This is a genomic window from Shewanella sp. 3_MG-2023, assembly GCF_030548765.1.
Classification (GTDB): Bacteria; Pseudomonadota; Gammaproteobacteria; order Enterobacterales; family Shewanellaceae; genus Shewanella.
On sequence record NZ_JAUOSH010000007.1, the window covers coordinates 33,797 to 56,090 of the forward strand.

The 22,294-nt window shown below is 41.0% G+C and carries 15 protein-coding genes and 1 other RNA gene; 2 read left to right on the forward strand and 14 right to left on the reverse strand.

Translation table 11 applies throughout. The features are described from left to right. Positions 1-79: 79 nt before the first annotated feature. From Q4591_RS05645 to Q4591_RS05680, 8 genes are all read right to left on the reverse strand, one after another. Positions 80-748 carry a LuxR C-terminal-related transcriptional regulator gene (locus Q4591_RS05645; RefSeq protein WP_303459872.1) on the reverse strand — a complete coding sequence of 223 codons (669 nt, stop codon included), beginning with the start codon at positions 746-748 and terminating at the stop codon, positions 80-82. Positions 749-1,549: 801 nt separating this feature from the next. Next, positions 1,550-3,199, reverse strand: a complete 1,650-nt coding sequence (panP, locus tag Q4591_RS05650) for a pyridoxal-dependent aspartate 1-decarboxylase PanP (protein WP_102476376.1) — start codon at positions 3,197-3,199, stop codon at positions 1,550-1,552. Positions 3,200-3,331: 132 nt separating this feature from the next. After that, the gene (locus tag Q4591_RS05655; protein ID WP_303459875.1) at positions 3,332-4,492 is read right to left on the reverse strand and encodes a glycerate kinase; all 1,161 of its coding nucleotides are present in this window, start codon (positions 4,490-4,492) and stop codon (positions 3,332-3,334) included. A gap of 284 nt (positions 4,493-4,776) precedes the next feature. After that, entirely contained in the window at positions 4,777-5,352 is a 576-nt protein-coding gene (locus tag Q4591_RS05660) for a hypothetical protein (RefSeq protein WP_303459880.1), read from the reverse strand. A gap of 205 nt (positions 5,353-5,557) precedes the next feature. Next, a complete protein-coding gene (locus Q4591_RS05665) occupies positions 5,558-7,645 on the reverse strand; it encodes an MtrB/PioB family decaheme-associated outer membrane protein (protein WP_303459883.1) in 2,088 nt (695 codons plus the stop codon). A 12-nt stretch (positions 7,646-7,657) separates the two neighbouring features. Further along, on the reverse strand, positions 7,658-8,647 hold the full coding sequence (locus Q4591_RS05670; protein WP_303459887.1) for a DmsE family decaheme c-type cytochrome: 990 nt from the start codon (positions 8,645-8,647) through the stop codon (positions 7,658-7,660). A gap of 82 nt (positions 8,648-8,729) precedes the next feature. Further along, a complete protein-coding gene (locus Q4591_RS05675) occupies positions 8,730-10,784 on the reverse strand; it encodes an OmcA/MtrC family decaheme c-type cytochrome (protein WP_303459891.1) in 2,055 nt (684 codons plus the stop codon). Between the two features lie 248 nt (positions 10,785-11,032). Then, the gene (locus Q4591_RS05680; RefSeq protein WP_303459894.1) at positions 11,033-13,225 is read right to left on the reverse strand and encodes an OmcA/MtrC family decaheme c-type cytochrome; all 2,193 of its coding nucleotides are present in this window, start codon (positions 13,223-13,225) and stop codon (positions 11,033-11,035) included. Between the two features lie 811 nt (positions 13,226-14,036). Here Q4591_RS05680 and ffs point away from each other — a divergent pair. After that, an RNA gene (ffs, locus tag Q4591_RS05685) (signal recognition particle sRNA small type) lies at positions 14,037-14,133 on the forward strand. Between the two features lie 134 nt (positions 14,134-14,267). Here ffs and Q4591_RS05690 read toward each other — a convergent pair. Genes Q4591_RS05690 through dinG form a run of 6 tightly spaced genes read right to left on the reverse strand, consistent with a single transcriptional unit; the run spans position 14,268 to position 19,809 of the window. Continuing rightward, positions 14,268-14,591 (reverse strand): late competence development ComFB family protein, encoded by a 324-nt coding sequence (locus tag Q4591_RS05690; RefSeq protein ID WP_102436094.1) that lies wholly within the window; start codon positions 14,589-14,591, stop codon positions 14,268-14,270. 55 nt (positions 14,592-14,646) lie between these two features. Further along, positions 14,647-15,552, reverse strand: a complete 906-nt coding sequence (locus tag Q4591_RS05695) for a histone deacetylase (protein WP_102436092.1) — start codon at positions 15,550-15,552, stop codon at positions 14,647-14,649. Next, positions 15,552-16,280: a DUF2057 domain-containing protein gene (locus tag Q4591_RS05700; RefSeq protein WP_102476368.1), complete on the reverse strand. Its 729-nt coding sequence runs from the start codon at positions 16,278-16,280 to the stop codon at positions 15,552-15,554. Before Q4591_RS05700 ends, Q4591_RS05695 begins: the two co-directional genes overlap by 1 nt. A gap of 9 nt (positions 16,281-16,289) precedes the next feature. Further along, on the reverse strand, positions 16,290-16,955 hold the full coding sequence (locus Q4591_RS05705) for a primosomal replication protein (protein ID WP_102436088.1): 666 nt from the start codon (positions 16,953-16,955) through the stop codon (positions 16,290-16,292). Next, entirely contained in the window at positions 16,952-17,725 is a 774-nt protein-coding gene (locus Q4591_RS05710; RefSeq protein ID WP_102436086.1) for a TSUP family transporter, read from the reverse strand. The genes Q4591_RS05705 and Q4591_RS05710 overlap by 4 nt, the downstream gene beginning before the upstream one ends. A gap of 8 nt (positions 17,726-17,733) precedes the next feature. Further along, positions 17,734-19,809, reverse strand: coding sequence for an ATP-dependent DNA helicase DinG (gene dinG / locus Q4591_RS05715; RefSeq protein ID WP_102436084.1), 2,076 nt, complete (start codon positions 19,807-19,809; stop codon positions 17,734-17,736). A 129-nt stretch (positions 19,810-19,938) separates the two neighbouring features. Between dinG and Q4591_RS05720 the strand changes: the two genes are divergently transcribed. Beyond that, positions 19,939-22,278 carry a DNA polymerase II gene (locus tag Q4591_RS05720; protein ID WP_303459897.1) on the forward strand — a complete coding sequence of 780 codons (2,340 nt, stop codon included), beginning with the start codon at positions 19,939-19,941 and terminating at the stop codon, positions 22,276-22,278. Positions 22,279-22,294 lie beyond the last annotated feature (16 nt).

The window sequence follows — 22,294 nt, forward strand, 5'->3', positions numbered from 1 at the left end:
TTTTATCAGCAGCTAAAACAGATTTCAGCTATAGAAAAGAAGATGACTCAATTGAAACAAATAACGCTAAAATTACTCTCTACAATTTTATTTCATTGGAGGATTTTTTATATTTATGTAGATGAACCTTTGCCCAATTCACCGCTTGGATACGGTTTTTAACCTCAGTTTTCTTGAATACCTTATAAAGATGAGATTTAACCGTGTGTTCACTCACAAATAGTGCGTTAGCAATATCAATGTTGGAGTTGCAGGTGGTGAGTAATTTCAGTACATCACGCTCACGGCGAGTGAGAGAGACGGGTTGTTGTTCTGGAGGGAGTTCATCCTTTCGGTAGTGTTGCAGTAACTCGCTCATCATTGTTCTTGGCAACCAACATTCACCCGCGAGAATTTTTTTCATTCCACGCTCCAATAATTCCAGTGTGCATGATTTGGGGAAAACACCACAACAATTTGGCCAGTCGAGTAAATCTCGCTTTTTGAAGTTTTGAGAAGTATTCAGTAAAACCGTATGAACTTGGTTAATATTTTCATTAAATAAACTATCCCAATAACTTTCATCAATATTCGGTAAGTCAGCGACATCAACAAGTAATAATGGATTTGATGTGTTTTCGAGGTGAGATAGCTCTCTTTCACTGCTAATGAATAGGGTCTCACAACCTAAATTAGAATTTAAAAAATCAGAAATAGCTCGACTCTGAATAGATAACTTCATGACTAAAAATAAAGTTTGTTTCAACATAATGAATAATTTCCTTTTCATTATAATGGTACCGTGAAGCGCAGAAACTGTCTCTAAAGCTACCCTTAAAAATATCACATTTCGAATACAGAAGCTGTATCGTGGCTGAGAATCATCATAAATGTTGATGCAATTACTTTTACCTGTGAGTGCCAGCTCAGCAAGGCTGATAGGCAAGTCTTAAGCGATAAACACAGCACCATGCAGCCTTACATTTATAATATTTTGCTCTTGGTGGGGACGTGTGAATATGACTGAGCGAGGGTAAGCTTTTATAACGACACAAGTTATAACATTTGCTTAAACACATTTATTTATAACAGACTAGATTGGTTTTTAATGTAGAGGCCAGCTTTCAGTGGTTACTAACCCCCAGTGGTTGTTTAAAATGGTTATGAATGTGCAATGGTAAACCTTATTTATTTGTAATTTCATTCAGTCACAATTTGGGTTCATTTCTAGTGATTAAACGCTGCTGATTGCTTTATCATTATGTTTGATGTTGCTTGGTGCCCAAAGCTGTCAATCATGAGCGCAAGATGTACTCAGCGAGGTGATAGTTTGATAATGTGGAAGTTGTTTATGTTAATTTTGATAGCCATTACACCACAAGAGTCTATTAGTGGATAAAACCTAGAAGGTATATTGAGTTAGATGTTACCGCTATGACCCCAATTGGTATCCTGCGGCACTATGGCTGTAGTGCACGCAGTTAAGTTTTTTGGAGAATAAATAACTTGTATAAATATGCCCACTTAACAATGGGCTTATTTTGAGTATCGAAGAGTTAAACTAGATTAATCAATAAGCTTTAGCTATTGATAATAACTGCGGTAAAAATTCATTATCTAATGTGGCAATCTCGGCTTGCTCACTTAACACATCATGTAAAATTTCATGGGTAGTAAGCGGATTCGCTAATACGACCCTAAATACGGTGACGATTTCACGGTGGTATTTAGCCGGTTTTATTCTGGTGCGTGAGACAAATGATTTACCTTGTTCACGTTGGTGCTTTTGAATAAAGCGGGTTAAGCGGTCAAGCAGGTAATTACAGCGCTCTACAGTATTTATATCATCATTAGCTAATGCTTTATCAATTGTTAGTTGAACAGTCTTAGGCACGTAACGGTAGGTTAAAATACATAATTCAGGCTCTGTGATGAGCTCAAAATTTTCATCTGCAGCAATGTGCGATGCGAAATAACGGGCCATTTCTAGACCGTTGTTGATTAAAATCTCATAACCGTCACCACCGATGATCTGTAAACAAGCATGCACTAGCATTGCCATGCCAGGTCGTGAGCCTTCGAGGGTTTGACTACCTAAATCTTTAGAGCCTACTCGCAAAATATACTCGGCATGATGAGCAATGGCATGTGCAAGCTCTGGGTCTTTAAATAACACCATGCCCGCACCCATAGGCACGTACATTTGTTTATGGGCATCAATAGTGACCGAGTCGGCTAATTCAATGCCATCGAGTAAATAGCGGTATTTGTTCGACAGTAAACTGGCCCCGCCCCAAGCTGCATCAACATGAAAGTGGCATTGGAGTTCAGTGGCGAGTTTTGACAGTTCAACTAGTGGGTCGATATTACCGGTTTCGGTGGTGCCAGCAACACCGACAATGGCCATTACCTTAATATTGTCATCGGCGAGCTTTAATGCGGTTTGACGCATGGCCGCTACATCGACTTTATTGTCCGCAGTGGTGGGGATACTGATGATGTTGTCTCGACCAATACCCAGTAAGTCAGCGGTTTTACCAATTGAGTAATGGCCGCGCTCAGACACTAAGATGGCTAAATCGTCATATCCATAGTGTTTCAGTGCTTTAGGTAATCCTTCACGGTTAATGCCTTTAAAATTACCATCAGCTTTTAGTAACTGGTTTCGTGCTATCCATAATGCGGTGATATTGGCCACCGTGCCACCAGAGCAAAATGCGCCAAGGGAGTAGTTAGCGCTGTGCATCCATTGCTCATAAAAGTCAGTGTCTTGGCTGTAAATTAAGTGATGCATCATCCCCAGCACTTGGCGCTCTAATGGAGTGAATGCTTTAGATGTTTCGATTTTGACTAAGTTCTGATTCAAGCCCACCATCATTTTAGATAAGGGTAAAACAAAGTAGGGCAGCGCTGATGTCATATGACCGATGAAGCTCGGCGCCGAGGTATGCACCGAGTGTGCTACCAGATTTTGCATTATTTCGTCAGTATAATCAGATACAAAACGAGGCGAATCAGGAATTTGAAACGCTTTAAAGTCAGTTTCAATAAGTGATAATGGCTTTTCTAATGCAGCAATACTCTTACCTAAAAAGCCCGCTAAGTCTTCAGAAAGTTTCTGCTCGATAATGCTTAAGGTTGAGTCGGCGTCTTCAGGTACGGTAAAAATACGCAGAAGACTTGCCTCTGATGCTTGTGCTATGCGGTCGTGTTTGGTCATTAACTGGTGCCATCATTTTTATTCTTGGGCCAATAATGTGCTAAATATATTGATATAAGCGCTTTCATGGCCATTATGAGGGCTAACTTTACTGCAAGGATTATTTCGCAGCAAGTTTTTAACTCAAACTGACTATTTACTCAGCGACAACTGATAAATTGCGGCGATATTCTGCGCAGTATTCGCCAGGTTGTCATGGGCGTTAGCCAGAATATCATCCAGTGGTGCTAATGACGGAATAATAGGAAATATCGCTGTCATGCCTTGAGCTAAAATTAGCTCGGCGCCATCACCAAAGCAGCCAGCAATGCCAATGACAGGTACGTCTTGATGTATACCTTGTTGCAGCACACCCATTGGGGTTTTACCGCCTAATGTCTGGCTGTCCATGCGGCCTTCACCTGTGATAACAAGATCGGCGTCAGCGATAGCATCTGCAAGCTTCACCGTGTCAATGACGATATCGACCCCCGGCTTTAGCTTGGCATTGAGTAGTGTCATCACCCCATAGCCCATACCGCCGGCCGCGCCTGCGCCAGGAAACTCTGCGAGATCAGTTGTCGTTGTAAGTGAATGAGTTGCACAAACCACCTTGGCAAAGTGAGCTAATGCAGCATCAAGTTCTGTAACCATCTGCTCATCAGCGCCTTTTTGAGGACCAAAAACAGCGGATGCGCCATTAGGGCCGCATAGCGGATTATCTACATCACAGGCCACCTCAATTTTACATCGCGCCAGTAACGGGTGAGCTGATGTGTTATCAATTTTTGCAAGCTCGGTTAACCCCAAGGCGCCATAACAAATAGGCTTATTTTGTGCTGTAAGTAAGGTAAAACCTAACGCCTGGGCCATACCTGCACCGGCATCGTTTGTCGCACTGCCACCTAAACCTAAAATAATATGTTTTATACCTCGGTCTAAAGCGTCTTTTATTAGTTCACCCGTGCCATAACTTGTCATTAGCATAGGGTTACGGTTAGCACGTTCCACGTAATCTAGTCCAGATGCTGCGGCCATCTCAATCACAGCGGTCGCAGTTTGAGCATCTTGATTAATGATGCCGTAATGAGCGTTTACAGGAGTGCCTTCGGGGCCTGTGACTTGCAAGCTGATAATTTCCCCTTGGGTTGCATCAACCATAGCCTGCACCGTACCTTCGCCACCATCGGCCATCGGCACTTTACAATACTGAGCATCAGGAAATACTCGCTTAAAGCCTGCTTCAATGGCATTGGCAACACCTAAGGCGCTGAGGCTTTCTTTGAAGGAGTCTGGTGCAATAACAATTTTCATCGTTCGCTTCCCTTTAGTCATTTGCTGATTGAAATATAAGCGTGTGGTTATGAATAAATTAGCAGTAAATGCATGTTTGATAAATGTTTAAAACGAAGCAGCTATTGAAAAATTTTATTATTGCTATTGGATAAGTGGATATTAGCCATAAAGCTGGCTTTGATAGGGGCAGGACTTGGGGATAGGACTTAGGCCAGGAGTAAAAATGAAAATGGGCACTCATCTCATGATAAATGCCCACAAATATATAATTCAGCTGAAAACCACCAAAGTGTAAGTGATGGTCAGGCGACGGAAATTTGGTTAAACAACTGGAATAGCCAATAGCCAAATAAACCGTAGCTGGTTAACAGTGTCAATATGGTCGAAAACTTTGCCACTGGCGCAATAGGCGTTTGTTTTAAGGCTAAGTGGCACAATACAATAGAAAACAGGCTGATTGGGGCAACAATAATGCTTAAAGGCAAAATAATAATCGCCCCTGTTAGTAGCATTAACGCCGATTGCATACAAGGCACTTTTTTATTGGTTAACAACAGTGGCGCTAATGCTGCACCAAAGGCCAATAACACAGCGCCCAAATATAGAATAAATTGTGCCAAGGATTGATACTCGGCAATAAAGCCAATTAACGCAATAAGCGGAAACACTAAGCTCAGTGTGACATGCTTTTGGCTAACACTTTTTTGCACGTATAAGCCTGCAAAATAGCAGCTAGCTTGCGCGATAGCATTAACGCAAGTAAAGGCCATTAAAGCAATGAAGATAAGAATGCTGTTATTGGTCATAACGGTCGAACTGGCGGCAAATGCCGGAAATGCAACCAGTGAGCTAAGCAGAACAATTGATGTTTTTTGCATAATAATTTGGCTATTTCTACTGTATGAAATCAAAGATAGTGGCACTAGCAGTAAATTTTAATCGACTATTAGTGTAATAGCTTTTGTTAATTTAGTAATTGCAGGTTATTTGTAGTTTATTGATAGCTACTGCACAAAACGTTAAATTTCTGGCAAAAAAAAGCCTGCTATATTGCGATAGCAGGCTGGTATTTTTTACTTAGTTTTATAATTTGTAATTTACACTTAACATAATCATATGTGCTGTGTAGTCATGGCTATTACTGCCAAAACTCATTACATTCCAAATGGTATCTGGTTGGATATCATTGGCTGCATCATTATCTAAGTACTTTTCAATTTTGTAGTCTAAACGGACAGCCATTTTGTCAGTGGCTTGGTATTGACCATATAAATTGACGTTGTGCACTTTAGCAAAGTAGTCACCGTAGTTGCCAGTAACATTTTGGCGAACTTGAGTCGTACTGTCAGATTCTGAATAGGTGTAATCTAAACCTAAACGTAAACGGCTATCCATTAAGTTGTTGTAACTTAAATTTGCACCGACAACATCGATAGTATCTTCGATATCCGCTTCCCAAGTTGGACCTGAGAATGTGCTACTACCCGCTTGTTGTGACTCAATGATTTGATAATTATAAAATGCATTTAGCATCACATCTTTATTAAACATGTAGTTGAAATTGATATCGTAACTGGTGTCTTTCGACTCAGTTAGGCCAATTTCAGTGTCTGTATAATCATCAAGTGCGTAACGCGCGCCAAAATCGATGGCTAATGCTTCGAGAGGGCTATAGCTCACTCGCGCTTCAACCATACTACGGTCACGATCAGCAATGTAGTACTTACGTAATAAGTCGTTATTTTCTGAAGAGGTCCACTCAGACGCTTGGTAATCAGAACCATCACGGCTGCCAAAGCTACCTTTAATCCACATGTCCCATTTATCAAAACTGTTTAAACGGTAACGGGCCCAAACTGTGCTTTCTTCAGTGACTTCACGCTCTGAATAACTACGCTCATCACGGTTATAATCAACACCGGCATCCAGTTTCATACCACGGCTAATGCGGTAATCTGCAGCAATCTTAGCGCGATGAGTCGTTTGATCGTATGGCGTGTTATAAGCCACTTGACCGTTGACATCATTGATGCTGATTTGAGTCCACTCTTCGATGTTGGTGTTGTTGTCGCGATCTGAGTAGTCGTAGCTACCAGTAACACGAACTTCACGGTTGATACGCTTAGCTGCTTTTAACGTTAAGCCGGTGATATCAACTTTGGCATCAATTGATTCCGTTGGTACGCTGTAACCATAGCCTGAGGTGACTAAATCTTGATCTTGAGTCATTTGACCAAACATCAAACGGCCACTAAGCGCTGCGCCATTTTCATTGTATTGACCTAATAACGACACAATATGTGATTCGTTGTCAGGGTCTAATGACATATAACCACGGGTTTGAGCACCAAACGTTGGGTTAAAGGCATTGTCATAGCTTAACTGGGCATTATCATTTTTAAAGATAGAACCGTCATAGTTAAGGCTAGTGAACCAGTTAGCGCCTCTAAATTTAATACCCGCATTGATGGTATCAGTGGTGTAATCAACAGGCTCTGCAATCATCATAGATTGATTGAAAAAGCTACCCGATGCCGTTTTGGTGCCGGTTTTTTCTTCACGTTGATAATTCACATAAGTAGTGAATAGTGACTCAGTTTGATATTCAAACCCTAAACCTGCACGTTCACGTTTAAGTGATAAATCAAACGGGTTTAAGCTGTTACCAAGCTCAGTCATACCGTCAGTCGTACCTGCTGTCACCCAGCCATCAGGCAAGGTTAAATCGTTACCACCAATACCACTGTATGGAGACATCACGGTATTAGAGCTATAAGTAGCAATTGAGCGGTAGTTTAGGTTGAAATTATATTGGCCTAATTTGCCAACATTCACATCTAAACGACCATTGTCTAGGCCTAAATCGGTGGCTTCAACTTTAGCGCGGTAGCCCGATTTACCAATATAGTTAATATCAGCATCAACTTTGGGAGCAAACTCGTTGCTGCTGCCAAATGCATTGGCAGAGTGAATATCATCTTCGCTGTTATACGCAACGCCTACACCCACACTACCGGTTACGCCAGTTTCTACAGCACAACCTTTACAAACCCACTTGTCATATTTGACTTTGTCTGTGTTGGCATTACCGACACCGTAACCATCAGCGGCCATTGCAAAGCCTGCATTGGCTACTAGCGCTAAGGTGATTAAGTTCAGTTTAAATTTCATAGTCGTACATCCTTAACGCTGAAGTAATTTGCCAGAAGGGTGGTTTGAACCATGTACTTGGCTATGACAATTTAAACAACTGCGGCCACCAGTAAAGGCATTATCACCAACATTAGAACCCATTCCTGTGTTGCCTAAGTAAGCATTGCTAGCATGACCATCGCTGGCATGACATTGCTGACATAGCTGAGGAGCACGAGTTTTTAGCATTCCTTCGTTAACTGAACCATGTGGGTTATGACAACTTACACAGTTTTCTGTCACTGGTGCGTGTTCCCAAAGTTTTGGACCACGTTTTTCAGCATGACATGAGTAACATGTTTCATTGACACTTGGTTTAACAAGATCTGAATCAGCCATGCTGCCATGTGGGTTGTGACAATCACTACAGGTCATTTGGTCAAACTTCATTGGATGACTTGAGCGTTTGTTCATGTCGGTTTTAACTTTAACATGACAACTAGAACAGACTTCCATTTCAGTCTTTTTAGACAAAATAGGGTCATTTGCAGTATGAACATTATGACAAGATGCACAAGCAACATCAGCATTATCATGATGGCTAGTGTTCCAAGACATACGCTTGTCGTCTAAGTGACAGCCCATACAAACACTGTTTTGCTTTTCAGGTGCTAAGGTTGAGTTAGGGCCAAAAGCAATCATTGGCTCATTACCACCACGGTTATGTTTACCCATAGGGCCATGACACGCTTCACATTGAAGGCCAGCCATTGGGCTTTTTGATGAGTCAATTGCGCCATGAACACCTTTAAAGATATCCATTACTTTTTCTGAACGCTTATGACACATTAAGCATGAGTCAGCGCCTTTAGGTGAATAACTACCTTCTTCGAACTTTTTATCAAGTACGGCTTCAACTTCGTCAGGTGTCATTTTTGCATCCCACTTCGACGCATAAGCCGAGTGAGACATCCCAAGAGATAGCAAAACAACTGCCATAAATGTCGGGATTAAAGTGTTTAATTTCATTTTGATTTTCATAGTGAGGCTTCCCAATCTATCCATGATGTTGATGTGATTTATGTAATCTAAGGGAGAAGCAAGCTTCTCCCTTAAGGGTAAATTACATCTTCACCGCGGTGTGATCGAAAATAGTAGGTGCGTGACAGAAGAAACAGGTTTCTAACTGAGCAGCATCATTCGCCTCTTGGTAAGGCCCATTAACTAAACCGCCTTGGCTTTGAGCATGATTCTTGATTTCTTCAAAGCCATGACAAGAAGCACAAGTTGCTGTGATTGGGGTGGTGTACAAGCTCTCTTTTTGACCAGGATCTGAGTAAGCTTCGATGACCGATGATGCTAATGCGCCTTTAAGCTTGAATGCATCAAGATTAAAGTCGTTATGACACTGAGCACAGTCTTTAATAACACCTTGCTGGCCATGAACGCTATGAAGCTTCATCTCGATAGCGCCTTGGTTTGCACCAGATGCGTATGTACCATCAGGGGTGTGACAAGCCACACAAGCATCAACACCGACTATAGGCATATCGTTAGCATCTGTTGTGTGCGAAAGCTGCTCAGACATCACAAAGCCTGCATGTTGCTGGCCCTTGTGGATTTCAAACTCAGGGGTATGGCAAGTAGCACATGCGCTAAAGTTAACGGAATCTACATGACGCATAGAAGGAGCTTGGCCAGATAGTGTGGCGAAGGCTAAATCAGCTTTCATACCAGTGTAGAAGTCATCTTTTAACCATTTAGCCTTCACAGTTCCATCTTCATTGTAGCTAAAGTTCATATTCTCATCGCTAACGACTTTAGAACAATCGACAAATGCGCCATCTTCAGAACACATTGACCAACCAACAAAGCTAAATGCTGTTTCGTCATCGCTTCCTGCAGTGCCAAGTTTAAGATCTGCGCTAGTGGTATATACTAACTTACCACCTTCAATAGTAGCTTTTGTGTCAACAACACCGTTCATGATTGCATTAATAGAGTCTTTACCGTAATAGCCCAGAGTTACATTATTTGGGCCAACGTTGGTAATAATTTCAATGCGCTGAACCATTGCTGAAATGGTATTAAGATCGACATTTTCACCGTTTGAATCTACAACTTGGATGCTGATAGTTGCATTTTGAGTTGTAGGATCTATTGTTGAGTCAACATTGATACCATATTGGTCCATCAACGCTTTTTTCTCGACAAAATCACCAGTGTGAATTTCTTCAGTCCAGCTGGCATTGTGACATGCGATACAGTTTGAATTATCAGACTGTTGTGGGTGACCTTGACCAGCTTCGAAGTCGATGCCAGTGTGACAACTCGAACAGGTTTCCATGGTTGGAACACGTGTCCAGTTACCCCATTCAGTTAACTCTTCTGATTCAACGTGACATGATTGGCAATTATTTTGAATTAAAGCTTCTGCAGTAACACCAGTATATTCTTTACCATTTTTATCAGTAAACGACTTATTACTGTTGTGAATGTTATGAATTAAGTGTTTCCACTGACTTTCAGTAGAAAGATTTGTACTGTGACATGTCGCGCAAGTTTCTTGAGTAAAGTAACTGCTATGTCGAGTAGTGATAGGCTCACCTTCAGCATGGCAATTTGCACAAGTGTCATGTGACACAATGTTCTTTGTATATTTAGCGTCATAACCTTCACCATCAAAGTCTTGTGATAGTTCAGTATGAGGTACTTCTGTTACACCATCGAGCAGCATTGCATTTTGAGCAATGATGTTATAGCGCTGAGTTAATTCAGAATTGAAGCCTTTAGTTTCAATGGTGAAGCTATAGCTACCATTTTTGTTATCAATGAACTCTTTTTGAGAGCCAATTGATTCCCAAACTGCACTATTACCAGCGCCCGTTGCACCAGCTGGTATAAGTTGAGCTACTTTTTTAACTTCAAAAGCGGATAATCCGACTACTGCTTCATCATCTTCATTAGTCGCAAAAACCTTAAGCGTTGGGTTATCACCTTCATACGTTACTGAAAGGACTTCAAGCTTAAGTTGTTGGATAGCTTCAGCTGGTTCGCCGCCTGGAAGGCCTGGGATACCATCTTTACCATCATCTCCGTCACTACCACAGCCTGTTAAGGCAACTGAAAAGCTAGCAGCAAGGAGTAAAGCAATTTTTGTATGTTTTGTGTTCATCATATTTTCCCTAAAGAGGTAATACATTGAACTTATTGGCAGTATTTTCTGCGAAGAAGCCACTATCATCACTAGTGTTTTCCTGTTCTCAATTAAGTCAATGTTGGAAAATGTATTCCTAGTAACTAGATTACTGCACCTAAGCAAAAAAATCTTTAAAGCTTAGGTGATTATGTGACCCTGTTCTAAGTATTCCTAAAGTGGTATTTAGAAATAAAAAGAGGAGACATCGTCTCCTCTTATATTAACGATTACTTATAGTTAACTGGATGTATGCTATCAACACCAAAAGCTTTACCTTCAGCATGACAGGTTGCACAGGTTTCAGAACCTGGGACATAAGTACCTTCAGGATCATTTGCTGCACCACCTTCACTACGAATGTGAGAAACTAATGACTCTTTAACACCATGACAACTAATACACGTTGCTGCGATTGGAGAAAACTCTACACGCCCTAGCTCGGCATCAGTAGTTTGTGTCGCTGGCACGCCAGCTGTATCCATACTTAACTGACCTTTGTCATGACAGGTTGCACAATTACCATAATACTCAGGGAAGGTAATTCTATCCTCTCCACCAGTTCCTTGACCCTCACGCTTGTTGGCATGTAAAGAGTGAATGCGAACTTTAAAGTCAATGTGTTCAACTATTGATTTACTACTAGAGTAAGTGGCGTTATGGCACATTTGACATTCCGCTTCAAAATTGGTGTAAGAACCACCATGAGGGATTTTGTTGCCGCCAAACTTAGATAAGAACTTGCCATCATGACAGTTGGCACAAGTCTCGTTGCTAACCACTTGGCGACGTGCTTCTACGTTTTCATCACCAACTAGATTGAACGGGACTATGTCACCAACAAGCGTTGCAGCGCTGACAGCTTCATCTGAACCTGTTCCGCAAATTACACCTTGTAAGCTATCACGGTCAACGCACATTTTAGTTGTGATAACAGCTGTTGATGGTGTTGTTGTGTCAATTGTTAGGTTAATATCGGCGATTGTGTAAGTGAATACATTATCAGCAGCCTGAGTAGGCGCTGTAGCTAATAAATCAACTCTTTGGTAACCCTGTTCAAAATCATCAGTATTACCAAAACCTAACATAATTCGGCTATGCGTTAATCGGCCATCTGCATCAGGGCTAGTTACACTTTCTTCGTTGGTGTCTTCAATATTAACTGCAAACGTTAGTTCTTGAGCAGCAGAATCATAGCTAACACTATTTGCAATCAATGTTGCAGAATAGCTATCTTGAGCATTTTGTTTTGCTACTGCATCAGTAAAGTGATGTGCTGCACCAGCCATTCCTTCATCAGCATGACAAGTAGAACAGTCAGTAGTTTCGATATATTTACCGTGCATATCAGCTTTTATTTGAGCAGGATCTGTTGAGTCACTATGACACGAACCACATGCTAGTGCCGTGTGATGCTTAAAATTAGCTGCATCAACAGGGCTGTTGTCGCTATTTTCAATGTGACATGCTTGACAGTCATATAAATCAGCAGGGAAGGTCACTTCACTGTAATCATGAACACTGCCATTGTAACCAGCAACTAAATAGTCACTTTTATGGATTTTATGTGCCATGTAAGCAAAATCTAAAGAAGCGCCAGTTTCTGGATCTGCAGAGTAATTGTTATGACAAACTTGACAATTTTCTAGTGCAATTCGTTTACCGTCATGCATTGCTAATTTAGGTGCCCTAGCATGTCCGTAATTGTCACTATGACAACGAAGACAAGACTCTTCTAAGTTATTAACAGTGCGAGTTTCTTCTGGGCTTACTTGCTCACCAGTGATAGGAGAGAAATCAAAGTGAGTGTTAACGAGTTTATCTGCACTGCCTTCAGCTCTTAATTCCATCGTGATACGGTGAGTAAGAGTTTCGTCATAGGCTAAATCTAGCCCTTCTATGGCGTCGATACTGTTTAAGTTAACTTGGAATGTATAAGTGTATTGACCAACAACATTACCGGCGGTTAGACATTCTTGTTTACAGCTTCTTTCCACCGAAGCTTGAATTTGAGTACCTGCTTTATCTTCAAATCCCGGCGGAATATATTCAGCAACAGGTTCAACTACATTGTTAATATAGCTAACCCATTGTGGGGTTTTGTAACCTTTGCCACCCTGTGGGACAAGTTTAGCAATACCCATACCTAGGCTATCGACATTGTCATAAGTGGTAAGATCTGTAATGGGAGTACCATTAGCATCACCAAGTTCAAAATGAACGCTGATTGCACCATCAAGAATTTCTGTTGACGTGATATCAACTTGAAGACTTTTAGCCTTATTGATCGTGAGACCGACTACTCCATCTTCACCATCTTCACCGTCTTTGCCATCACTGCCACAGCCAGTCAATGCAAAAGCTAATAGCCCTGCACTGAATACCGCTTTAGCAGTCGTATTTAAATTAAATTTATTCATCATTTTTCCCTGCAAGAGATTTATTTTCACTCGACTTTTCATCATAAAATCGTGCGTATGGATAATATCCAAACTTATTCGAAATAAGCTGTACTATTTTAACCACTTGTAAACTATACCGCCGTGATTAAGATCTTACTATTCCGAAAGGAGTACTTCTAAATTCTGCAATTTACAACTCGTTGTTTTTAAGTTGTTAAACTGTCGATAATCAGTAGTTGCTCTCTGTGGGTGTTTTTTGTTGATTGACGCTAAAAACCCAGTTTGGTATCCAATTTCAGTAAGCTCTGATATCTGCAATGATTTTGGTAATGTATTATTCACTACTAAATAGATTGCTAAAATTGCCATTACTAATAATAAGTGATTTATGTGAAAGATGGGTTAAAACCTGAGCAAATTGTGTGTTTTTTGATGATTAAAGACTGATTTTGGTTAAAAGTGTGATCGTGATCTTATTGTGGTTGATGTGCATTATCACTTGGTCAAATAATTTTGCTGAGTGCGAGGTTTTGGCAGTTAATTTTAGCTGACAAGTTGCTGTATATTGTGTTGTGTATTGGTAAGCTCGAATTGAATTGGCACTTTGCAGGTGCTGTATACTTAAATCAGTTAAATAATGAGCTAATTTAACCGGGATCGAGTAAAGCTTGTGCAGTCGAGCGCTTTGTTGATAAAAGTGAGCGAATTTAACTTGAACATGGTCAGTGCTTAGGGGATAATCCTGTTGTTCTCGTTAAGCAGGACTAATTTTAGATGTTTAAGATAATTAGATATTTAAGGTTATTAGCTTAATTAGAAATCAATGGTGACCTTAGGGTCCCCCCGCAATGATAACTTGTGAACTCGGCCAGGCCTGGAAGGGAGCAACCGCAGCAAGTGACTCGTGTGCCGGGGTGTGGCTCTAGGGGAACCTCCAATACTCCTAGTATTTCTTTCAAAAACTCTCTAAACACCTTACTTTACTTAAAATAACGTTTTTTATCAGCGTTTATGTTGAGTGTTTCTTTAGTAAACCAACCTAGCCATTTAAAATTTTTGCGCATTAGATGTTTGGCATTTTCTTGATAGCAGGCTCTTTAGCTGCGCTTTCTGCATCTTCCACTAACTTTTTATGAAGGTTGGCTTTTAAAAACTGTCGTGACTTTTCAAGTGCGCTATGGATCTCGTTTTTCATCTGTTGCAGTTCTGCATAATCTTCAAAAAAATAAGTATCAACGAGGTGTCTTATGTAGCGAACTGGAAGTTGATTTAAGGTAACGCAGCATAAATCAGCTAAATACTCCTCTGGTAGCTCTTCGAGTAAGCCTTCGTCTCTTAATATTTCCATTAAAAGCACTTCATAGTAATTACGAATATCAACTTGCATCCTTGACTCCCTATAGAATGAAATTTAACTTGTTTATCTGATTATCATTAGTGTGCTACCAGATTGCCTTGGCTGCAATAAAAAGTTGGCTATGTCTTTGAGTTAGTGCTTGCTCGTTGCGGCTGTAACCGCCTCCGATCACCGCTGCAATCGGGATTTCTGCCTGCTTAGCTTGCTGTAAAATAAATGTATCTCGGGCCAATATGCCTTTGGTTGATATGTCTAAATAGCCTAAATCATCATCTTGGTGAATATCAACGCCGGCATCGTAAAGGATAAGATCTGGCTGATGGATGCTTATAAGGTATGGGATCACTTGTTTGATAACCGATAAGTATTCATCGTCGAGAGTGTGTTTATCAAATTCTATATCGTGATGGGAGCGTTGCTTTCTAAATGGGAAGTTTTTTTGGCAATGAAGCGAGCAAGTTATTATGTTGTCTTGGGTTTGAGACAATGCCGCAGTGCCATCGCCTTGATGTACGTCACAATCGATAATAAGCACTTTCGTGGCTTTTTGCTTAATAAGCATTTGCTTGGCTGCAATCATTAAATCGTTAAAGACACAGAAACCACTGCCAAAGTCATAATGAGCATGATGATAGCCACCACTTAAATGTAGGGCAATACCATGGTCAATTGCCAAATTAGCGCTTAGCACTGTGCCATTGACCGCGTGAAGGGTGCGGTTAACCAGTGATTCGCTCCAAGGAAAACCGATACGGCGCAGCACTTTATTAGTAAGGGTGTTATTGATAAAGCCATCAACATAGTCACTTTGATGGGTTTGTTTTAACACTTTAATATCGATGGGGCTTGGCTGATGAAAATCTTGCGGGATAGCGAGACCTTGTTCAAGTAAATATTGCTGTAAACGTTGATATTTACTGGTAGGAAACCGATGCTTTTTAGGTAACGCCAGCTTGGAGTAGCTGGCGTGATAAACGAGTGGAATAGTCATTAAAGCTGTTTAATAGCCCAACTCATGAACTCTTTGCGTGTTTGCTCATCAGCTTGTAACCACCAATATTGCAGCATTTGCTCAGGATGAGTTGCCGCTTTATCTGTTACAGCCGATGTCGTTGCGGAAGCTGTCGCAGTTTGAGTCACAGGTGTGCTAGCAACTACTGCGGTCGAGGTCACGGCCGCTGTTGTGGCAGTTGCAGTGTTTACTGCGGCTGGAGCGACATTGCTACTGGTTGCAGAAGCTGCTAATGCGTCAATATCATCACCTTTATTACTGCCAAATAACCCGCCTAAAAATGAACCTTCTTCAAAATCGGTTTGGGTAATTGTGTAATCGACTTTGCCATTATCTTGGCGTGAGATAATCACTTGGGGATCTTTAGCAAAGCTTTTAGGGCGTTTTACAAATTCTCCGTCTGCGGGCTTAAGAAAATACTCATGATCGCCATCGACTATAATAGTGACAATAAAAGGCGCTGATTTTATAAAGCTTTGGCTATCGCTGAAGTCATCTTCAATCATATCGTGGTAACGGATGGCTATTTTATGGGAGCCATTACTAAGGTCTAGATCTGATTTATGGGTAAACTTATTGGTATCAATTTCTTTGCCATCCAATGCTAAATACTCAAACGACATTGGAATGGTTAAATTTGCCGCTAAAGCTGATGTTGATGTAGCTAAAGCAAGTAAAGTGGCACTTAGCGTTCGGGTAAAATTCATTGTTGCTCCTTAACGATTTAAATTTCTATTAGGTCGTTCAAACATCTGGATTCTTTCCTCTATATAACTAATTGCTTGACGACATTTTCCTAAGCGTCGATGTAGAGAGAGAATTTCATTTTGTAATCTGATTTTGTCAGTACTATGACAGTTTGCAAGTGCAGATTCCATTTCTGCTATTTTTTGTTCAAAGGTTGTAGCCCAATTCAAATGTTTGTTCAGCTCTTGATAAATTTGGTGGCTGTTTTTCATTACATTACTGGCTATCCAGCCAAAGCCACTGTCTGAATGTTGTTGCTGTTGTTTTTTTGCATAGCGTGCACGGCTATTGTCACGTTTTTGCTTTTCAGTATTCACATTCAGGTTGGTGGTCACTAAGGCTCGTCTTAATGCGGTAAAGCGATCTTGAATGCGCTGGCAGCTAAGCTCAATGATTCTGACATCAAGTTTGAAAGAAAGTTGCTTTTCTAATTGCTGAATGTCTTTTTTTAATTGGGCAATACAAGGGCTTAATTGGGCACCTTGTTGAATAAATAATTGTGAATTAAATCGTTCAATATCTTGCAGCATTTTCTTTTGTTGCGCAGGTAATTGCTGATCGTGATGTAAGGCATCTTGTTCTAATGAACTGAGCTGCTGTTTTAATTGGTAAATGAGTTGGTTGGTGTTTCTCATAGCCAAGCCGTCCAAGCTAAATGTGCTGCAATGGATAATACAGTAATGATAAATAGCGGTTTGATAAAGGGAATACCAAATCTTATAGCAGATTTAGCCCCAATAAATGATCCCGCCATCATACAAACACCGATCCACAAACCTAATATCCAATCCACTTCGCCTAATAAGGCAAAAATGACTAATGCGGTAACATTACTCACTGAGGTCATTAGCCTTGCTAAGGCGCAGCTGTTTAATAATGGCAGCTTATGCAGCCTGATGCTGGATACTGTCCAAAATGCGCCAATACCGGGGCCTGCAAAACCATCATAAGCACCTAAGGTCATTCCTTGCACTATTTGTTTGTTTTGAGATGGCAACCCGGTGGGTTGATTGATGATAGTTTCGCCCATCGCTTTGGGACTTATAAGGGTGTAGATTGCAATCCCGATAATGATCAGCGGTAAGATTTTTTCGAGCCAAGCAGCATCAATAAAATAAACTAAAAAACTGCCGATGATGGCACCTATAAAGGTCGTCAAAAATGCAGCCCGCCAGAAGGAAGGTTTAATGAGTTGTTGTTTGTAGTAGGTATAACCTGCAGTAATAGAGCCGAAACAGGCTGCGAGCTTATTGGTACCCAATGCTAAATGGGGTGGAACGCCCATCGTTAGCAGTGCAGGGATAGAAAGCAAACCGCCACCGCCAACAACGGCATCTATAAAACCTGCAACAACACCAATTATCGCCAGAATGACCCAATGACTAGGGTCTAACAAAAATTCCAAAAAAATACCTATTCAATAACTTTACGAAATGGCGGTAGGGCATCGAGTAATGATTTACCGTAACGCTTGGTAATTAGGCGGCGGTCTAAAATAGTCACTCGGCCATAATCGTCTTCTTTGCGCAGTAATCTACCACAACTTTGGATTAATTTACGTGACGCATCTGGAATGGTTAATTGTAGGAAAGGGTTGCCACCTTTGCTTTTTATATATTCCGCATGTGCTTGTTCAACTGGTGATGTCGGCACTGCAAAGGGCAGTTTGGTGACAATCAGGTTGGTAAGGTAATCCCCAGGTAAATCTAATCCTTCTGAAAAACTGCCTGTGCCAAAGATAATACTGGCTTTTCCGGCATCACAACGGGCTTTATGTTGAGTTAGCACCTGTTGTCTTGGCATAGTTCCTTGAACAAATAACTGCTCTTTAGGCATTTTACCAATAATTTGATCTGTCACCTTTTCCATTTGCCAATAAGAGGCAAACAGCACCAATGTTGCCATTTCATCTTCAACTAATGCCAATATCTGCTCTGCAAGCTCATCGGTAAAGGCTTCATCTGTAGGCTCATTCTTCATTTGAGGAATAAATAATGTGGCATTATTTTGATAATCAAATGGCGATAGTAACGCCAAAAAGCGGCTGCCATCATTTAATGATAACCCGACTTGATGGGCAAAATGATTAAAATTATTCAGCGCCCGCAGTGTTGCGCTGCACAATACAACACCTGCGGCTTTTTGCCACAGCATAGATTCGAGCATGAAACCCACTTCAATAGGAGACGCACAAAATAAATAATCCTGTTGTTTACCTGTGATCAGTTCAGCCCAGCGCGCCATGGGCGCACCTTTTTTTGAGTCTTCTTTAGCGAGCATTTTCCATAATTTATGCAAGTTTTCTAAACGCTGGGAAATAAAGCCTGCTTCTGAAAGCACTGTTTCTGATTGATGTTTAGGTAACTCACCATCTTTTATCGCTTCACTTAAAACGGTTTGAATTTTATTAAATTGCTTTAATGCAGAATTCGATGCTGAAGCTAAGTTTTCGGCCTGTATGAGTAATGACTCTGGTAATTTGCCATTTTCAAATCTTAAACGGGTTTCTGGGTTGGCAAAGAGCTGCGGCTGGGTATCACAAAAATGTGCCACTTGATTAAGCTGGCTAACCAGCTCATTAATGTGATCTAGCATCGCTTGCACTGGTGCAATAATATGAGTGGTTTTTAATTGGTTTTGTAATTTAGAGCAGGTTTTACCTGCCTTTTCTAGCCAATCAGCTGTGCCGCGAAGACTTGCTTGGGCGCTGGAGAAATCTCTGGCAACTGTTGGCAGATGATGCGCCTCATCGATGACATAAAACATCTCTTCAGGCTCTGGTAAAATAACGCCGCCGCCCAGTTCTAAGTCGGCAAATAACAAACTGTGGTTAACAATGAGTACGTCCCAGGTTTCGACATCTTCACGGGCTTTATGAAAAGGGCAGTTATGATGATTGGATAACTGACGATGGCAGCTGTGTTTATCACAGCATATTTGCTGCCATAAAAAGTCAGGAACAGGTTGCTCTAAAGTGTCGATTTCACCGTTCCACTTTTTATCTTGGTAATCTTTATGGATTTTTTTGAGTTGGTCAATCTGGCTTTGATCAGGCTTTGTCTGCCACATCGCCATTTGTGAGGTGTCTTCGGGGCCGATCATGGCTTCAAGCTTTGCTAAGCAAACATAGCGCTGACGGCCTTTGACTAAACCAAATTTAAAGTCTACCCCAGACTGTTGCAAAAAGAAGGGTAAATCTTTATGCAGTAATTGCTCTTGTAATGCTACGGTTGCCGTTGCTATACAGACTTTTTTCTTGCTGGCAATGGCTAACGGAATCGTGCCAAGAATATAGGATAAGGATTTACCAATACCGGTGCCGGCTTCACAAACCATAATGCGACGGTGTTTGTCATATTCACCGGCCAGTGTTTTAGATATTTCAGCCACCATATAGTTTTGCTCACGGCGAGAGCGAAAATTTGGCATTGCCGCCGCGATATCTTTATAGATAGTGCGGATCTGACTTTTGACTTTATCCGTTAACATGAGTGACCTATTCGCATTCTTTGCTTACTGTTTATGTGTACGCTGTTATATGCTGTACATAATAACAGTGAATTGAACTGCACGAAATATTTAATCGAGCCAAAAACTATGACATCAAGCGTAAATAAGATGACTTCTATCAAGGGGCGAGTGTTGACGCGGCATTCAGCTTTTCGTGATGGTCAACTTATACTGCAATATTATTTAAAAACCGCAACTGGACCTGTACTGATTGAAGTTAACGGGGCTGAAGTGGTGTGTTTTTGTCGTCAAATAGATATACCAAAGCTAACCGGGCATATTCACCAAGGTTGCAGAATAGAAACTGTTGCGCTTAAAAACTTTAACCATGAAGCTATCGCTTGTATTTACTTAAAATCAGCTAGTGTTCAACGGCAATTATTGCGTATTGCTAATGACATGGGTATTGAAATTTATGAAGCTGATATAAGGGTCGAGCAACGATTCTTAATCGAACGCTTTATTGCTTTTGATGTGGAGTTTATCGCTCAAGAAAAATCACCCACAGGGAAATTACCTGTTTTCGTTTCAACTAAAGCGAGAAAGAGTGCAACTGATATCAAGCTATCAATGATTTCATTAGATTTTGAATGTAGCCCGAGTGGCGAGTTATATTCAGTTGGCTTATATGGTGAAGATTACCAATTAGTCATTATGGTGGGGCAGCCTCAAGATTCAGCAAGCTATATCCAGTGGGTGGCGGACGAAGTTGAGCTCATTAAGCGCTTAATTGTTTGGTTTGCTGAATATGATCCAGATGTCATTATTGGCTGGGCGGTCGTCACTTTTGATTTGTCACTATTGTATAAACGTTGTCAGTTACATTCTATACCTTTAACAATAGGCCGAGGCGAAACGTTACTAAGCTGGAAGGTTGAAGATAAGCATCGCCCTGAAACCTTATCCTTGCCTGGCCGAGTGGTATTAGATGGCATCGATTGGATTAAAGCGGCTTTTTATCATTTTGAACGCTATTCATTAGAGCATGTGTCGCAACAATTACTAAATGAAGGCAAGGCTATTGATCATGTAGATAATCGTGGCCAAGAAATTTGTCATTTGTTTGCCCATGATAAACCCGCGTTGGCGTTTTATAATATTACCGATTGCCGCCTAGTATGGGATATTTTTGATAAAACCCAGTTACTGGCATTTGCCATTGAACGGGCCAAACTAACCGGCTTAGAATTTGGCCGCGTTGGTGCATCCGTTGCTGCTTTCAATAATTTGTATTTACCGCACTTACATCGAAGCGGTTTTGTTGCCCCTGCTCACCCAGCAAGCGATGGGCTTGAATCTCCTGGTGGATATGTGATGGATTCTATCCCGGGTTTTTACAAAGATGTTTTAGTGTTGGACTTTAAAAGCCTCTATCCATCAATTATTAGAACGTTTTTGATTGATCCCAAAGGCTTGGTTGTAGGTGAACAAGAGTCTAACGACGTGACTGTACCAGGGTTTCTCAATGCCCGATTTAGCAGAGACAAGCCAATATTACCAGAGCTTATCGCAACACTCGCGCAGCAGCGCGAGCAAGCCAAAAAACTTAACAACCAACCTCTGTCTCAAGCCATTAAAATAATCATGAACTCTTTATATGGCGTATTGGGTTCTCGAGGCTGCGTATTCCATGATGCCAAGCTTGCAAGCTCAATTACTATGCGTGGTCATCAAATCATGAAGCAAACAAAAGCTTGGATTGAAGAGTTGGGTTACAAGGTAATTTATGGTGATACCGATTCTACCTTTGTGTGGTTAGGTAAAGACCATCAAGTAAATGATATTGATCAGTTAGGTAATATGTTGGCGCAGAAAGTGACCCAAAAATGGGCTGAGTTTTGTGCTAACGAATTTCAAATACAAAGTTATCTAGAACTTGAGTTCGAAAGCCACTTTAATCAATTCGTTATGCCGACTTTAAGAGGCTCTGATGCTGGCAGTAAAAAACGCTATGTAGGGGCGACCACTGACAAGGAGGGGCAATTAGCGCTAACTTTTAAAGGTATGGAGCAAGTCAGAAGCGACTGGAGCCCTTTAGCTAGAAGAATGCAATATCATTTATATTTGTTGTTATTTACTCATGGCGATGTAAAAGGTTATTTGCTAGAGCAAATTACTGGGCTACAAAATGGTGTATTTGATGATGAACTAATTTTTAGAAAACGCCTAAAACGTAACATTGAAGATTATACGGCTAAATCTTCACCACATGTGAAAGCCGCAACGCGTCTATGTCAAATAACAGGTAATTCGGAGCTTGGTAAAAGAGGCACCATGATCGCTTACAGGATGACTCTGAATGGTGCGCAACCTATAGAAGCAACCAATGAATCAATTGATTACCAATATTACCTTGATAAACAAATCGAGCCCATTGCAGAACCAGTATTAGGGCTCAAAGGTGACAGTTTTGATAGTCTTGTGAGCAATCAGATGTTGTTACTTTAATGTTGCTGGCTGTGTA

Excerpts from the sequence above, each read along its gene's own strand:
- Q4591_RS05645 (WP_303459872.1), bottom strand. The coding sequence starts at position 748 with ATGTTGAAACAAACTTTATTTTTAGTCATGAAGTTATCTATTCAGAGT.
- Q4591_RS05720 (WP_303459897.1), top strand. The coding sequence starts at position 19,939 with ATGACTTCTATCAAGGGGCGAGTGTTGACGCGGCATTCAGCTTTTCGT.
- Q4591_RS05705 (WP_102436088.1), bottom strand. The coding sequence starts at position 16,955 with ATGAGAAACACCAACCAACTCATTTACCAATTAAAACAGCAGCTCAGT.
- panP (WP_102476376.1), bottom strand. The coding sequence starts at position 3,199 with ATGACCAAACACGACCGCATAGCACAAGCATCAGAGGCAAGTCTTCTG.
- Q4591_RS05695 (WP_102436092.1), bottom strand. The coding sequence starts at position 15,552 with ATGACTATTCCACTCGTTTATCACGCCAGCTACTCCAAGCTGGCGTTA.
- Q4591_RS05665 (WP_303459883.1), bottom strand. The coding sequence starts at position 7,645 with ATGAAATTTAAACTGAACTTAATCACCTTAGCGCTAGTAGCCAATGCA.
- Q4591_RS05660 (WP_303459880.1), bottom strand. The coding sequence starts at position 5,352 with ATGCAAAAAACATCAATTGTTCTGCTTAGCTCACTGGTTGCATTTCCG.
- Q4591_RS05690 (WP_102436094.1), bottom strand. The coding sequence starts at position 14,591 with ATGCAAGTTGATATTCGTAATTACTATGAAGTGCTTTTAATGGAAATA.
- Q4591_RS05655 (WP_303459875.1), bottom strand. The coding sequence starts at position 4,492 with ATGAAAATTGTTATTGCACCAGACTCCTTCAAAGAAAGCCTCAGCGCC.
- Q4591_RS05700 (WP_102476368.1), bottom strand. The coding sequence starts at position 16,280 with ATGAATTTTACCCGAACGCTAAGTGCCACTTTACTTGCTTTAGCTACA.
- Q4591_RS05680 (WP_303459894.1), bottom strand. The coding sequence starts at position 13,225 with ATGATGAATAAATTTAATTTAAATACGACTGCTAAAGCGGTATTCAGT.
- Q4591_RS05675 (WP_303459891.1), bottom strand. The coding sequence starts at position 10,784 with ATGATGAACACAAAACATACAAAAATTGCTTTACTCCTTGCTGCTAGC.
- Q4591_RS05670 (WP_303459887.1), bottom strand. The coding sequence starts at position 8,647 with ATGAAAATCAAAATGAAATTAAACACTTTAATCCCGACATTTATGGCA.
- dinG (WP_102436084.1), bottom strand. The coding sequence starts at position 19,809 with ATGTTAACGGATAAAGTCAAAAGTCAGATCCGCACTATCTATAAAGAT.